Origin of the sequence: Aeromonas bestiarum (assembly GCF_000819745.1) — a bacterium.
GTDB lineage: Bacteria > Pseudomonadota > Gammaproteobacteria > Enterobacterales > Aeromonadaceae > Aeromonas > Aeromonas bestiarum.
Genome location: NZ_CDDA01000015.1, coordinates 411,883 through 427,475, shown reverse-complemented (window position 1 = coordinate 427,475; position 15,593 = coordinate 411,883). Strand labels below are relative to the sequence as shown.

Below are 15,593 nucleotides of genomic sequence, written 5' to 3'. Positions count from 1 at the left end.
AATGCGGTGAAAGCGGGACTGATAATGCGTTCAGACGAAGAGATCGATCTGGTGCTCGGGATCCGGCTTGTGATCGTCCTCTTCTGGCTTTGGCTGATCACGTTTGGCAGAGGGGTAGGCCTGCTGGCGCTGCTGGGACTCACCGTTGTCGGTGCTGGTCTTGCGCAACTGGTGCTTCTGGCTGATCTGGGTCACTTCCCGCTTGATGTCGTCAGGACTCGGGGTCGCTGGCGCCCGCGGCAAAATGGGGAACAACAGGTCCTGGCTGGGCATGATCTCGCCTCCTCTGGGGCATCTTGTCTAGTTATCGACCAAGAAACCGTTTTCTCAACTTTAATCGATGGAATCACATTTTCGAGTTGCTTTTTCCGTCAAGGAAGGTAGTTTAAATCGGGCGTCAACTACGACATCTTATTTGTAAAGGATTAGTTACATGAAGTTCACCCTGCTGAAGACTCATCACCACCATCATCATCCCGACTAGTCTTTCAGGAGGTTGACTGCTGGAAGACACTTAACTGGTGACTTCCAAAAGGACCGCAAGATTCATAAACCCTCGGAAGCACATACTTCCGAGGGTTTTTTCGTTTTTGACTAGAAGGAAATCGAGCAAATGGAAACACAACGCCTGCGTATCGCCATGCAAAAGTCCGGTCGTCTGAGCCAGGATTCCCAAGCCCTGTTCAAGAGCTGCGGCCTCAAGATCAACCTGCGCGAGCAGCGCCTTATCGCCCATGTGGAAAACATGCCCATCGACATACTGCGGGTGCGTGATGACGACATCCCCGGTCTGGTGATGGAAGGGGTGGTCGACCTTGGCATCATAGGTGAGAACGTGCTGGAAGAGGCGCAGCTCATTCGCGCTTCCCAGGGGCTGCCCGCGGAAGTGAAAACCCTCAAGCAGCTCGATTTCGGGGGCTGCCGCCTGTCGCTGGCGGTGCCGGACGATGTGGCCTACACGGGGCCGCAGAGCCTGGCGGGCAAGCGCATCGCCACCTCCTACCCGGGCCTGCTCAAGCGCTTCTTCGATGAGAAGGGGCTCAATTTCAAGAGCGTCATGCTGGGCGGCTCGGTGGAAGTGGCGCCGCGCGCTGGTCTGGCCGATGCCATCTGCGATCTGGTCTCCACAGGCGCGACCCTGGAGGCCAACGGCCTCAAAGAGGTGGAGGTGATCTACCGCTCCAAGGCGGTGCTGGTGCAGGCCCCCAACCCCTTGAATGAGGCCAAGCAGAAGCTGATCGACAAGCTGCTGCCCCGCATCCAGGGGATGCAGCAGGCGCGCGAGAGCAAGTACATCATGCTGCACGCCCCCAAAGACAAACTCGATGCCATCACGGATCTGCTGCCCGGCGCCGAGCGCCCCACCATAATGCAGCTGGCTGGTGACACCAATCAGGTGGCGCTGCACGTGGTATCCAGCGAGACCCTGTTCTGGGAAACCATGGAGCAGCTCAAGGCCCTCGGTGCCAGCTCCATCCTGGTGCTGCCCATCGAAAAAATGATGGAATAAGGAGGGGACACCATGCAGACCCTGATCTGGAAGACCCTCTCCCCCGCCCAGCAAACCGACGTGCTGACCCGGCCCGCCCTCAATGACGAGGTGGACATAGGCGCCGTGGTCAAGGAGATCATCACAGCCGTGCGCAGCCGTGGCGACGAGGCCCTGCGCGAGCTCGGCCTGCGTTTCGAACGCGCGCCCCGTGAACAACTGCGGGTCAGCGAGGCCGAAATCGAGGCCGCCTGCGCCCGACTGGACGATGACATCAAGAGTGCCATCGAAGCCGCGATTGCCAATATTCGCACCTTCCACGCCGCCCAGGTGCAGCCGGTGGTGCGGGTCGAGACCCAGCCCGGCGTGGTGTGCGAGCTGCGCACCCAGCCCATCAGCCGGGTCGGTCTCTATGTGCCGGGGGGCAGTGCACCGCTCCCCTCCACCGTCATGATGCTGGCAATTCCGGCACGCCTAGCTGGTTGCCGTGAGGTGGTGCTCTGCACCCCGTCGCCGGCCAGCGACGAGATACTGTTTGCCGCCCGCGCCTGCGGCGTCGAGAAGGTATTCGCCATCGGCGGCGCCCAGGCCATCGCCGCCATGGCCTATGGCAGCGAGAGCATTCCCAAGGTGGACAAGATCTTCGGCCCGGGCAACGCCTACGTGACCGAGGCCAAGGGCCAGGTCTCTCGTGACTGGCGCGGCGCCGCCATCGACATGCCCGCCGGCCCCTCCGAGGTGCTGGTGATTGCCGACGAGAGCGCCAACCCCGCCTTCGTGGCAGCAGATCTGCTTTCCCAGGCCGAGCACGGTCCCGACAGTCAGGTGGTGCTGGTCACCACCTCACCCCTGCTGGCCGATGCCATTGCCGGCGAGATCAAGGGCCAGCTGGCCCGGCTCAGCCGCCGCGAGATCGCTGCCAAGGCGCTGGGTGCCAGCCTGGTGATCCTCTGCGACAGCCTGGACGAGGCCTGCGCCATCTCCAACGCCTATGCGCCGGAGCACCTGATAGTGCAGACCCGGGCGCCGCGGGCACTGCTCGGCAAGCTCGAGAACGCCGGCTCCATCTTCCTTGGGGCATGGACACCGGAGTCGGTCGGCGATTACGCCAGCGGCACCAACCACACCTTGCCCACCTACGGCTACGCCCGCACCTGCTCGAGCCTGGGGCTGGCCGATTACCAGCGCCGCTACACTGTGCAGGAGCTCAGCGTCGAGGGCATCCAGGGGCTCGGCCCCATAGTCCAGCGCATCGCCCAGGCAGAAGGGCTCGATGGCCACAAAAACGCCGTCACCCTCAGGTTGAGCGCACTTTCAAACCAGCCGCAAAAGGATTTGTCATGAGCATCGCCAATCTGGCTCGCCGCGTGGTGCGGGCCCTCACCCCTTACCAATCCGCTCGCCGCATCGGCGGCAAGGGCCACATCTGGCTCAATGCCAACGAGGCGCCGCAGGCCTACCCCTTCACCATCGAGGGAAATCGCCTCAACCGCTACCCCGAGCCCCAACCGGCCGAGGTGGTCAACGGCTACGCCGCCTATGCGGGGGTGAGCCCAAGTCAGGTGCTGGTGAGCCGGGGCGCCGACGAGGCCATAGAGCTGCTAGTTCGCACCTTCTGCGAGGCGGGGCAGGATCAGATCCTGATCTGCCCGCCCACCTACGGCATGTACGCCATCAGTGCCGAGACCTGTGGTGTGGGTATCGTCGAACAGCCTTTGACTGCCAGCCGTCAGCCGGACTGGGCCGCCATCGCCGACCGCCTCTCCGACGTCAAGCTGGTGTTCCTCTGCTCCCCCAACAACCCCACCGGGGATCTGATGGGTCGCGACGGCCTCATCGCCCTGCTGGAGAAGGCCAGAAAGCGCGCCATTATCGTGGTCGACGAGGCCTATATCGAGTTCTGTCCAGAGGCGTCCGTGGTGGACTTGCTGGCCCGTTTCCCCAATCTGGTAGTGACCCGCACCCTCTCCAAGGCCTTTGCCCTGGCCGGGATCCGCTGCGGCTTTACGCTGGCGAGCCCCGAGGTGATCCCCATGCTGGCCAAGGTGATAGCTCCCTACCCCATCCCGGATCCCATCGCCCAGATAGCGGCGCAGGCGCTCTCCCCCATGGGACTGGAGCTGATGCAGGAGCGGGTCACCGAGCTCAACAAGCAGAAGGCGATCATCAAGGCCGAGCTGGCCAGCCTGGCCTGCGTGCGGGAGCTCTTCGAGGACAAGGGCAACTTCATACTGGTGCGCTTCGTTGACGGCGCCACCGTCTTTGCCGCCATGAAGGCCGCCGGCATCATATTGCGGGATTTCTCCACCAAGCCGGGCCTGGACAACAGCATTCGCATCACCATCGGCTATCAGGGCGAAATGGACGCCGTGATCGCAGTATTGCGCGACGTCTCGGCCAACCAGATGCCACTCAACAACCCGTCTGCCGCCAGCGTATAAGGATGTCATTGATGAAGACCCCGTTTTTGTTTATCGACCGCGACGGCACCCTGATTGAAGAGCCGGTGACCGACAAACAGGTGGACAGCCTCGCCAAGCTGCGCTTCGAGCCCATGGTGATCCCTGTGCTGCGCGAGCTGCAGGCCGCCGGTTACGTGCTGGTGATGGTGACCAACCAGGATGGGCTGGGTACGGCCAGCCTGCCGCTGGAAAACTTCCAGCCGCCCCACGACCTGATGATGCACCTGTTTGAATCGCAAGGGATCCACTGGGAACAGGTACTGATCTGCCCGCACTTCCCGACCGACGGCTGCAGCTGCCGCAAGCCGAACCTCGGGCTGGTGAAGGAATATCTGGCCTCCGGTCGCATCGATTTCGCCAACTCTTTCGTGATTGGTGACAGACAGACCGACCTGCAGCTCGCCGACAACATGGGCATCCGTGGCATTCGCTATCAGCCGCAGGATCACGACTGGCTCGCCATCCGTGATCAGCTGCTGTCCAAGGGACGCGTGGCCGAAGTGGAACGCTACACCAAGGAGACCCGCATTCAGGTGGCGGTGGATCTCGACAAGAGCGGCGGCAACCAGATCGCCACCGGCATCGGCTTCTTCGATCACATGCTGGATCAGATAGCGACCCACGCCGGTTTCAGACTCAGGCTGAAGGTGAGCGGCGATCTGCACATCGACGATCACCACACTGTGGAGGATGTGGGGCTGGCGCTGGGTCAGGCCATGCGCCAGGCGCTCGGCAACAAGCGCGGCATAGGCCGTTTCGGCTTCGTGCTGGCGATGGACGAGGTGCAGGCGGTGATCGATGCGCGCCCGCTCACCGAGCAGGAAGTGAGTACCGCCCTGGACTTGAGCGGTCGCCCCTACTTCGTGTTTGACTGCCCGAGCGGCTTTGGCCGCGACAGCGTGGGCGAGATGGCCACCGAGATGGTGCCCCACTTCTTCCGCTCCCTGTCGGATGCCATGGCCATCACATTGCAGATGAAGGTCGGCAGCGGCAATACCCACCATCAGGTGGAGGCGCTGTTCAAAGGCTTTGGCCGCGCCCTGCGCCAGGCCATCCGGGTGGAAGGGAGCGAGCTCCCCTCCAGCAAGGGAGTCTTGTGATGACAACGAACTCTCAGAAGCTGGTGAATATCGATACCGCATTGATGGTGCGGATCTCGCCAATCGACATGGGTAGGGGCACACGATGAGCACTCAGAAACTGGTCATCATCGACACCGGCTGCGCCAATCTGGCCTCGGTCAGAATGGCGTTCGAGCGCCTCGGCGTGCAGCCGCTGGTTTCCAGCAAGGCGGCCGATATAGAGGGTGCCGACAAGCTGATCCTGCCCGGGGTGGGCACAGCCGTGGCGGCCATGAAAAACCTCAACGAGCGCAATCTGGTGCCCCTCATTCGCGCCGCCAAACAGCCGCTGCTGGGCTTTTGCCTCGGCATGCAGATGCTGGCGGAGGCGTCCGAAGAGAGCATGAGTGCAGATGGCAGCAGCGGCGATCTGATCGACTGCCTCGGCATAGTGCCGGGCAAGATCCGGCTGATGGAGGTGGGCCAGCTGCGCCTGCCCCACATGGGCTGGAACCAGATTGAGCACGACGAGCGCCATCCCCTGCTCAAGGGCATCCCAAGCGGCAGCTACTTCTACTTCGTCCACTCCTACGCCCTGGAGGTGACAGACGCGACGCTCGCCACCTGTGACTATGGCACGCCCTTTACCGCCATCGTGGCCCGTGACAACTTCTTCGGCGCCCAATTCCACCCGGAGCGCTCAGGCGCAGCGGGTGCCCGTTTACTGCAAAACTTTCTGGAGTTATGACAAGGATGATCATTCCTGCAATTGACCTTATCAATGGTCATGAGGCTTGCTCGCCTCTATCAGTGCGATGACGAGATACAGGCAATAACCCATTCAACGAGTTGGAGTTTGAACAAGATGATTATTCCTGCAATCGATCTCATCAAGGGTCAGGTGGTTCGCCTCTATCAGGGTGACTACGACCAGAAGACCGCCTACAGCGACAGCCCGCAGGCCCGCTTTGACGAATATGTCTCCCAGGGGGCGGTGCAACTGCACCTGGTGGATCTGGACGGTGCCAAAGAGACACAAGCCCGCCAACTCCCCCTGCTGACCCAGTTGCTGTCGGCCACCGAGGCGCCTGTGCAGGTGGGCGGCGGGGTGCGCACCGAGCAGGATGTGGCGGATCTGCTGGCCGCCGGCGCCAGCCGGGTGGTGATCGGCTCCACCGCCGTCAAATCCCCGGATCTGGTGGCGAGCTGGATGGAGAAATATGGCCCCGAGCAGATAGTGCTGGCGCTGGACGTCAATATCGACGCCCAGGGCAATCGCCATATCGCCGTGGCAGGCTGGCAGGAGAACAGCGGCGTGACCATAGAGGCGCTGATCGAGCGCTTCCTGCCGGTCGGTCTCAAGCATGTGCTCTGCACCGACATCAGCCGCGATGGCACCCTGGCTGGCACCAACGTCGAGCTCTATCGGGATCTCTGCGCCCGTTACCCGAGCGTGGCTTTTCAGGCCTCTGGCGGCATTGGCGGCATCGCGGATATCGAGGCGCTCAAGGGCTCCGGCGTCAAGGGGATCATCCTTGGCCGCGCCCTGCTGGAGGGCAAATTCTCCGTGGGTGACGCCATCACCTGCTGGGCCAACGGCACGCCAGATTGACGGCTTGATCGGCCGCCGTGACATGAGAGCCTGCCTGGCCACGGGGGTCGGGCAGGGATCTCTCCATCCAGAGATAAGTCGGGGTAAGTCCTTATTACTTGGTAACAATTGACTCTATACTCGAACTCATTGAGACAACGTCACGGAGGACTTATGTTCACATCTCACGCCGCCACCATACTGATCGTCGATGACTCGCCCGAGAATCTGATGGTGCTGACCGATCTGCTCTCTCCCACCTATCGGGTGCTGGCCGCCCAGAGCGGAGAGAAGTGCCTGCGGATCGCCACTGGCAAGACGGCGCCGGATCTCATCCTGCTGGATGTGATGATGCCGGGCATGGATGGCTATGAGGTGCTCAAACAGTTGCGCATCACCCCCGAGACCAGCCGTATTCCCGTGGTACTGCTCACCGCCCTCGCCGATCCCCAGAGTGAAGAGTACGGATTGTCGCTCGGAGCGGCAGATTACATCACCAAGCCCATCAAACCGGCCATCGTTCAGGCCCGGGTGCGTACCCAGCTGGAGGCCAAACAGGCCCGTGACGGCTTGCAGAGCCAGAACACGGCGCTGGAGGCCGAGGTGGCACGCCGCATGACGGAGAACGACCTGATCCAGCAGGTCTCCATACGAGCCCTTGCCCACCTGGCGGAGATCCGCGACCCCGAAACCGGCAACCACATCTTGCGCACTCAGGGTTACGTGCGGCAACTGGCCAGCGCCCTCGCCACGCATCCCCGCTTTGCCGAGACCCTGACCCCCCGCTACATAGACCTGCTGAGCCGCTCGGCTCCCCTGCATGACATCGGCAAGGTGGGCATTCCCGATCACATACTGCTCAAGCCGGCCAAGTTGACGGTGGACGAGTGGGCAACCATGCGCACCCATGCCAAGCTCGGCAGCGATGCCATCGAGCAAGCGGAACAAGACATAGAACAACCCTTGGCATTCCTTACCCTGGCCAAAGAGATTGCCCACTGGCACCACGAGAAGTGGGACGGCAGCGGCTACCCTGACGGCCTGCACGGCGATGATATTCCCCTCTCGGCCCGGCTGATGGCGCTGGCCGACGTGTTTGACGCCCTCATCAGCGTACGGGTCTACAAGGCCGCCATGCCCTATGACGAGGCGAGAACCCTGATCCTCACCGGCAGCGGCCAGCATTTTGATCCGGACGTGGTGGCGGCATTTGACAGCCATTTCGAACAGTTCGTCGCCATCGCCGAGCGCTACAAGGATGACAATGAGGCACAGCATGGCTGACCAGCCCCCGCTCACCCGAGCTCACATCCTCAATGTCGTACTGACCTATGCCGCCGTGGCCAGCCTGTGGATCCTGCTCTCCGACAAGGCGGTAGAGTGGTTGTTCAGCACTCAGGCCCAGTTCGCCCTGGCCAGCACCATCAAGGGCTGGCTGTTCATCCTCATCACGGCGCTCATGCTCTATGCCATGCTGCGCCGTCGCATCGACATGCCAGTGGTCACCCATCAATTCTCTCGCCGTCAGCTCTTGCCCCTTATCCTGATCAACGGCCTGATCCTGGGGCTCACCGGCATGGCCATCGCCCAGAGCCTGGGTCACACCCAGGACAAGGAAGTCGCCCGGATCGAGGCCATCGCAGATCTCAAGAGCAAACAGATCACTGAGTGGCTCAATGCCCGTGAGCGCGATGCCCGCCTGCTGATCGAAAGCCCGCTCTATGCCAATCTCTATCGCCAGGGACAAGTTGCACATCCGGCAGATGGACATACCCCCCTGATGACCCGGCTGGCCGAGTTCATCTCCATCAGGGGATTCAGCGCGGCGACCGTATTCAGCCCGGCCGGCACAGCCCTGTGGCAGACTCCCGGTGCCAGCGGTCTTGGCACGCCACTGCGCGAGGCCTTGGCTCAAGTGGAAGCGGGCAACGTCATGCGGGTGGGGCCCTATCTCGATGAGCAGGGCCAGCCCAGGCTCGACTTCATAGCCCCGCTGTCCATGCCTGGCAGCGGCGCCCCTCTTGTCGTGCTGCAGATCAGCTCCAGCGACTGGCTCAACCATATTCTCAAGCAGTGGCCCATTCCGGCCAGCAGCGGGGAAGCCCTGCTGTTTCGCAAACACGGCAATCAAGTGCAGTTTCTCAATGACGTGCGCTATCGCCCCCACTCAGCCCTCACCCTGCAGATCCCCATCGACAACAAGGCGCTGCTGGCAGCCCAGTTTCTCAACGGCGGTGCCAAAGAGGGGCTCAGGCAGACGTTCTTTGGCCAGGATTACCGGGGGGTCGAGGTCTTTGGCACCATCCACTCCGTTATCGGCACCGACTGGTATCTAATCGCCAAGATAGACAAGGCGGAGCTCAACCACGCAGCTTTCAGGGAGAGCATCTGGATTGGGCTCATAGGCATGCTGGTGCTCTTCATCGCCAACGCCGGCATCATATTGCTGCGCCAGCACACCCAGCTCTTCATGGCCGAACAGATCCGTCAATCCCAGGCGGGACGCCTGCAGGCGCTGCAACTGCTCTCCGCCATTGCCGACAGCTCGGAAGACGCCATCTTCGCCAAGGACATGGAAGGTAAATACATCTTGTTCAACCGCGCCGCCAGCCAGTTCGTCGGCAAGCCGGCCGCCGAGATGCTGGGCCAGGATGACATGGCCATCTTCCCGCCCGACCAGGCACGAATGTTGATGGATCTTGGCAAGCAGGTCATAGCCCGCAACAAGGTACAGACACAGGAGGAGTACCTCACCCTGCCCAGCGGCGATCGGGTGTTCCTCGCCACCAAGGGGCCGCTGCAAGACAACGAGGGCCAGGTGATCGGCATCTTCGGCATCTCCCGCGACATCACGGATTTCAAACGGGCCGAGGCGGGCCTCAAGGAACGGGAAGGGCTGTTTCGCGCCCTGGTGGAACAGTCCCTGGCCGGCATCTACATACTCCAGCAGGGCCAGCTCTGTTACATCAACCCGGGCTTCGCCCGTCTGTTCGGCTACGGCTCGACCAACTCCCTGCTCAAAGTCGGTACGCTGCACGCACTGGCCAGCCCGAAAGACAGCGACAGGGTGGCGGAGCAACTGCTGCGCTGCGAGCAGGAAGATACCGAGATCCACACCCGGTTCACCGCCTTGCACCACGACCATCAGAACATAGAGGTGGAGCTGTATGGGCGGCGCGTCGACTATCGCGGCCAGCCCGCCGTTCTCGGCCTCTTGCTGGACGTCACCGAGCGGGAGCAGGTCGAGCAGGCCCTGACCCGCCAGGCCGCGGAACTGCGCCAGCAAAACAGCGAGCTGGAGCGTTTCAACAAGGTGATGGTGGACAGGGAGCTGGCCATGCTCACCCTCAAGCACCAGATCAATGCACTGTCACTTCAGCTCGGGCAGCAGCCACCCTATCCTCAAGCCCCCACGCCGCCGGAGGAGTCCCTATGATGAGCTGGTCCCAGCTGTGGCATGCCCGCCAGCCCCGGCAACGGTGGGGGGTCTGCCTGCTGGCCATTCTGTTGCCCATTCTCATGTTGCAGATCCGGATACAGCTGCCCATCGCCTTTGGCGAACGGCCGCTGCTGGTGCTCTTCATGCTGCCCATCATCCTCTGCTCCCTGCTCGGTGGCCTGCTGCCGGGTCTGCTCAGCACCCTGGTGAGCGCCCTGGTCACCACCTACTTCCTGCTGCCCCCGCTCCATTCGCTGACCATTGCCGCCGGCCAGGATCTGGTGCAATGGGGAATACTGCTCGCCAACGGCGTCCTCATCAGCCTGCTCAGCGCCGCCATGCACAGCTCCCGCGCCAGGGAGACCCAGCGCTGGCAGGAGCTGATGAACATCCAGTCCCGTCTGCAGCAGAGCGAAACCCGCTTTCAGGCCACCTTCGAGCAGGCGGCGGTGGGCATTGCCCTGGTCGCCCCGGACGGCAAATGGCTGCGGGTCAACCAGCGGCTGTGCGACATGGTGGGTTACCAGGCCGATGAGCTGATGGGCATGACTTTCCAGCAGATCACCCACCCGGACGATCTCTTCATCGATCAGACCTATGTGACCCAGATGCTGGCGGGCGAGCGGCCTCACTACACCCTGGAAAAACGTTACCTGCGCAAGGGGGGTGACATCCTCTGGATCACCCTCACTGTGGCGCTGGTCCGGGATCTCAAGGGGGAGCCCGACTACTTCATCTCGATCATCGAGGACAACCAGCAACGCAAGGAGACCGAAGAGGCCCTGCGCCGCAACGAGGTGATCCTGCGCGAATCCCAGCATCTGGCCAAGATAGGCAACTGGCGCTGGCACATTGCCGACAACAGCCACTACTGGTCACCCGAGATCTACCGTATCTATGGCCGCGACCAGTCTCTGCCCCCCGCCGTCTATCCCGAGGTGAGGAAATATTTCACCCAGGAGGGGTGGCGCGCCATCGCCCAGGCCGTCGAACATTGCCTGCAGACCGGCTATCCCTACGAGTGCGATGCCGAGGTGATCCACGAACAGGGGGAGCCCATCTGGATCATTGCCCGGGGCGCCGCCTTGCGCGATGGCAGTGGCACCATAGTCGAGCTGTACGGCACGGTACAGGACATCACGGAGCGCAAACTGACCGAGCAGCAGCTGTTGCAAAACCAGCAGGTGGCACTCGATACCCAGCGCCGTGCCCGCCTGGCGGCACTGAATCTGATGGACGATGCCATCAGCGCCCGCATCCGCGCAGAGACCACCAGCACAGCCCTGCGCAATAGCGAACAGCGCCTGCTGATGGCCCAGGAAGGGGCACACGTCGGCATCTGGGAGTGGGACATCCCGAGTGGCCAGCTGTTCTTCTCCCCCGAATGTGCCCGCCTCTATGGCCGCAGTGTGGAGCAGCTCAACACCTTCAGCACCTGGCAGAGTTGCGTGCATCCGGACGACAAGGCCCGCATCGACAAGCTGCTGTCCGACTTGCCAGGAGCAGGCAAACCGCTCGAGATAGAGTTTCGCATCCTGCTGCCCAGCGGTGACATTCGCTGGCTGGTGAGCAAGGGCAGCGTCTATCGGGATGCCCAACAGCGCCCGCTGCGTCTGCTCGGCATCAATCTGGATATCACGGAGCGCAAGCAGGCCGAACAACAGTTGCGACAACTGTCGCTGGCCCTGGAGCAGAGCCCGGATGGCGTCTTCATCACGGATACCCATGCGCGCATCGAATACGTCAACGTCGCCTTCCTGGCCGCCAGCGGATACCAGCAGAGCGAGGTCTTGGGCCAGACCCCTTCCCTGCTGCGCTCAGGTCTCACCCCCAAGGCGACCTATGTTGCCCTGTGGGACGCCATCCATCAGGGTCAGCGCTGGCATGGCGAGTTCATCAACCGCCGCAAGGATGGCTCCCACTATCAGGTGCTGGCCACCGTCTCCCCCATCCGGCAGGAGAACGGCGTCATCACCCACTATGTGACAGTACAGGCGGACATCACGGAGAAGAAACAGCTCGGCGAAGAGCTGGATCAATACCGCTACCACCTGGAAGAGATGGTCAACGAGCGCACCCTGCAACTGGCCCAGGCCCATCAAAGGGCGGAGAGCGCCAACCGTGCCAAGAGCGCCTTCCTGGCCAACATGAGCCACGAGATCCGCACCCCCATGAACGCCATTTTGGGGCTCACCTATCTGCTCAAGCGCGACACCCCGGATCACACCCAGCACGATCGGCTGGAGAAAATAGACAACGCCGCCCAGCACCTGCTCACCATCATCAACGACATTCTGGATCTCTCCAAAATCGATGCGGGCAAGATGGTGCTGGAGCAGAGTGACTTCTCCCTCACCGCCATGCTGGACAACGTCAGCGCCCTGATGAGCGAGCAAGCCCGCGCCAAGGGACTCACCATCATAGTCGACATAGGGGATACACCCGCCTGGGTCCATGGCGACATCACCCGCTTGCGCCAGGCGCTGCTCAACTACGCGGCCAATGCCATCAAGTTCACCGAACAGGGCTCGGTCACCCTGCGGGTACGGATAGAACGTCCGCTGCCCACGGGATACCTGCTGCGCTTCGAGGTGGAAGACACCGGCATCGGCATCAGTCCGGAACAGAGCGAGAAGCTGTTCCAGGCATTCGAGCAGGCCGACGTCTCCACCACCCGCAAGTACGGCGGCACCGGCCTTGGCCTGGCCATCACCAGTCGGCTCGCCACCCTGATGGGGGGCGAGGTCGGTCTGAGCAGCGTGCCGGGCAAGGGCAGCTGTTTCTGGTTTACCGCCCTGCTCTCTCTGGGGCAGAGCGAGCCGCAGCAAGCCGCGCGACTCGAGCAGACGGTGCAACAGACACTCTTTTTCTCCAACCACGCCCGCGTGCTGCTGGTGGAGGACAACGCCATCAACCGCGAGGTGGTGCTTGAGCTGCTCAACAACAGCGGCCTCGTCATCGAGACCGCCGTCAACGGCCAGGAGGCGCTGGAGCGCGTCAGCCAGCACGCCTTCGATCTGATCCTGATGGACATACAGATGCCCCTGATGGATGGCTACAGTGCCACTCGCGCCATCCGTGTCTTGCCGGGCTGGGAGCAGATCCCCATTCTGGCGCTGACCGCCAGTGCCTTTGAAGAGGACAGAAAAGCCTGTGAGGCGGCGGGCATGAACGATTTTATTGCCAAGCCCGTGACCCCCGCCAAGCTGTTTGAGGCGCTGCAACTATGGTTGCCCGCCAGCACGCCGGTGCAGCCTCAATACCAGCGCCGGGCCAGCGATACCCTGATAGCCCCGCTCGCCCGGCTGCAATCCTTCCCCGGCCTGGATCTGCAACAGGGGCTGGCGGCGCTGCAGGGCAACCAGGTGAAATACGCCGCCTTGCTGCGCCACTTCGCCAGTGAACACAGCCAGGACATGCAACTGCTCAGCAGCCATCTGCAGGCGGGCGATCAGCCGGCCGCCACACGCCTCGCCCACACCTTGCGCGGCGTCGCCGCGACTCTGGGCTGGGTATCCCTGGCCGACCAGAGCCAGCGACTGGAACACGACCTGTCCCGCGATGGCAGCGAGCTGACCGATCAGATGACGGAGATAACGAACGCACTCGGCGCCCTGCTTGAGCAGCTGGGTCAGGAAGAGCCTGAACCCGCCGCCGTGTCGGCCCCCCTCAACGGCCACTGGCAGCAGCAGTTGCTGCGCCAGATTGAAGGCCTGCTGCTGCAAAGCGACACTGCCGTCATTCCGCTGTTCGAGCAGTACGCCGGTCCCCTGCTCCTAGGCCTCGGACCCAAAGGGGATACGCTGGCACGCCAGTTGAAAGTGTTCGATTTCGACGGCGCCCTGCTCACCCTGCGCAGCCTGCAGGCGACGCAGGAACATACCACAGGATTTGAACCGGCGGGCCCGGATGCACCGACCCGGCATCCTGCGGCGACAAAGAGAGATAAAGGGTTGAATCACTGAATAAAGTCATGCATATAGTGTTGGTTCCCCTGTCGAACACGTCCCCTTGCGGCCACGTTGTCGCCCGGCTGGGCACCACCTGTTGAAGCATGCCGACGATCTTCACTCATTGGCCGTCTGACGCCCGCGTCATCCGGCAATAATGATGTTTTTAACCGTGCGTTACATGGAGCAACGAGCATGTTGTCAAAGCGTATTATCCCCTGTCTGGACGTCAAAGATGGCGTTGTGGTCAAGGGAGTGCAGTTTCGTAATCATGAAGTGATGGGCGGTATCGTCGAGCTTGCCCGCCGCTACGCAGAGGAAGGGGCCGACGAGCTGGTGTTCTATGACATCACCGCCTCGAGCGATGCCCGTGTGGTCGACAAGAGCTGGGTCAGTCGGGTGGCCGAGGTCATCGACATCCCCTTCTGCGTCGCCGGTGGCATCAAAAGCGTGGAGGATGCCCGCCAGATCCTCGAATTCGGCGCCGACAAGGTCTCCATCAACTCGCCGGCCCTGGCCGATCCAACTCTCATCACCCGACTGGCGGAGCGCTTCGGCGTGCAGTGCGTGGTGGTGGGGATCGACTCCTATTTTGATGCGCAGACCGGTCACTATCAGGTCAAACAGTTCACCGGTGACGAGAGCCGCACCCGCACCACAGCCTGGCATACCCTGGATTGGGTGCAGGAGGCACAAAAGCGCGGCGCCGGCGAAATCGTGCTGAACGTGATGAACCAGGATGGCATGCGCCAAGGCTATGATCTCGAGCAGCTCAAGCTGGTGCGCGCCGTCTGCAAGGTGCCGCTGATCGCCTCCGGCGGCGCGGGTGCCATGGCACACTTCCTCGATGCTTTTACTATCGCCGACGTGGACGGGGCCCTGGCCGCCTCCGTGTTCCACAAGGGCCTTATCCCCATTCCCGAATTGAAACGCTGGCTGAAAAATGAAGGAGTCGCCATCCGTGAATAATCAAGCAGTAAACAACGAGCTACCGCTCGCCGAGCGCCTGGACTGGGCAAAATGTGACGGCATGATCCCCGCCATCGTCCAGCATGCCGCCAGCGGCGAAGTGCTGATGCAGGGTTTCATGACCCGCGAGGCGCTGGAAAAGACCCAGGCCACCGGCCAGGTCACCTTCTTCAGCCGCAGCAAGCAGCGCCTCTGGACCAAGGGCGAGAGCTCGGGCCATGTGCTCAAGCTGGTCGCCATCAGCACCGACTGCGATCAGGACTCTCTGCTGATCGCCGCCAACCCCGTCGGCCCCACCTGCCATCTGGGCACCCCCTCCTGCTTCGACGGTCACCCTGTGCCGCCGCTTGGCTTCCTGGCCGAGCTCGAGCAGATCCTCGCATCACGCAAAGGTGCCGACCCGGCCACCAGCTACACCGCCAGCCTGTATGCCAAAGGCACCAAGCGCATCGCCCAGAAGGTGGGTGAAGAGGGTGTGGAAGTGGCGCTGGCCGCCATGGCCAAGGATCGTGAGGAGCTCATCAACGAATCCGCCGATCTGCTCTACCACCTGACCGTACTGCTGCAAAACGAGGGACTGGAGTTGAAGGATGTGGTGCAGCGCCTCTATGAGCGCCATAACAAGTGAACAA

12 protein-coding genes and 1 other annotated feature are annotated in these 15,593 nt (G+C 62.3%); of the genes, 11 read left to right on the top strand and 1 reads right to left on the bottom strand.

Annotated elements, in window-relative coordinates:
- Positions 1-30: 30 nt before the first annotated feature.
- A complete protein-coding gene (locus BN1118_RS09100) occupies positions 31-273 on the bottom strand; it encodes a hypothetical protein (RefSeq protein WP_043134867.1) in 243 nt (80 codons plus the stop codon).
- Between the two features lie 186 nt (positions 274-459).
- Positions 460-588: a sequence feature (His leader region), on the top strand.
- 25 nt (positions 589-613) lie between these two features.
- Here BN1118_RS09100 and hisG point away from each other — a divergent pair.
- The 11 genes from hisG to hisIE all read left to right on the top strand — a co-directional run bounded on the left by hisG (position 614) and on the right by hisIE (position 15,589).
- Entirely contained in the window at positions 614-1,510 is an 897-nt protein-coding gene (gene hisG / locus BN1118_RS09095; protein WP_043134870.1) for an ATP phosphoribosyltransferase, read from the top strand.
- 12 nt (positions 1,511-1,522) lie between these two features.
- Complete coding sequence (gene hisD / locus BN1118_RS09090; RefSeq protein WP_043555644.1) at positions 1,523-2,833, top strand: histidinol dehydrogenase; 1,311 nt, start codon at positions 1,523-1,525, stop codon at positions 2,831-2,833.
- Entirely contained in the window at positions 2,830-3,930 is a 1,101-nt protein-coding gene (gene hisC, locus BN1118_RS09085; RefSeq protein ID WP_043555643.1) for a histidinol-phosphate transaminase, read from the top strand. Before hisD ends, hisC begins: the two co-directional genes overlap by 4 nt.
- 11 nt (positions 3,931-3,941) lie before the next feature.
- A complete protein-coding gene (gene hisB, locus BN1118_RS09080; protein WP_043555642.1) occupies positions 3,942-5,051 on the top strand; it encodes a bifunctional histidinol-phosphatase/imidazoleglycerol-phosphate dehydratase HisB in 1,110 nt (369 codons plus the stop codon).
- A gap of 85 nt (positions 5,052-5,136) precedes the next feature.
- Positions 5,137-5,760: an imidazole glycerol phosphate synthase subunit HisH gene (gene hisH / locus BN1118_RS09075; protein WP_043555641.1), complete on the top strand. Its 624-nt coding sequence runs from the start codon at positions 5,137-5,139 to the stop codon at positions 5,758-5,760.
- A 117-nt stretch (positions 5,761-5,877) separates the two neighbouring features.
- Positions 5,878-6,624 carry a 1-(5-phosphoribosyl)-5-[(5-phosphoribosylamino)methylideneamino]imidazole-4-carboxamide isomerase gene (gene hisA, locus BN1118_RS09070; RefSeq protein ID WP_043555869.1) on the top strand — a complete coding sequence of 249 codons (747 nt, stop codon included), beginning with the start codon at positions 5,878-5,880 and terminating at the stop codon, positions 6,622-6,624.
- 153 nt (positions 6,625-6,777) lie between these two features.
- Positions 6,778-7,887, top strand: coding sequence for a response regulator (locus BN1118_RS09065; protein WP_043134879.1), 1,110 nt, complete (start codon positions 6,778-6,780; stop codon positions 7,885-7,887).
- Positions 7,880-10,039, top strand: a complete 2,160-nt coding sequence (locus BN1118_RS09060; RefSeq protein ID WP_043555640.1) for a PAS domain-containing protein — start codon at positions 7,880-7,882, stop codon at positions 10,037-10,039. Before BN1118_RS09065 ends, BN1118_RS09060 begins: the two co-directional genes overlap by 8 nt.
- Positions 10,036-14,007: a PAS domain S-box protein gene (locus tag BN1118_RS09055; RefSeq protein WP_043555638.1), complete on the top strand. Its 3,972-nt coding sequence runs from the start codon at positions 10,036-10,038 to the stop codon at positions 14,005-14,007. Before BN1118_RS09060 ends, BN1118_RS09055 begins: the two co-directional genes overlap by 4 nt.
- Before the next feature lie 180 nt (positions 14,008-14,187).
- Positions 14,188-14,961 (top strand): imidazole glycerol phosphate synthase subunit HisF, encoded by a 774-nt coding sequence (hisF, locus tag BN1118_RS09050; RefSeq protein ID WP_043555636.1) that lies wholly within the window; start codon positions 14,188-14,190, stop codon positions 14,959-14,961.
- Positions 14,954-15,589 carry a bifunctional phosphoribosyl-AMP cyclohydrolase/phosphoribosyl-ATP diphosphatase HisIE gene (gene hisIE / locus BN1118_RS09045; RefSeq protein ID WP_043555635.1) on the top strand — a complete coding sequence of 212 codons (636 nt, stop codon included), beginning with the start codon at positions 14,954-14,956 and terminating at the stop codon, positions 15,587-15,589. Before hisF ends, hisIE begins: the two co-directional genes overlap by 8 nt.
- Positions 15,590-15,593 lie beyond the last annotated feature (4 nt).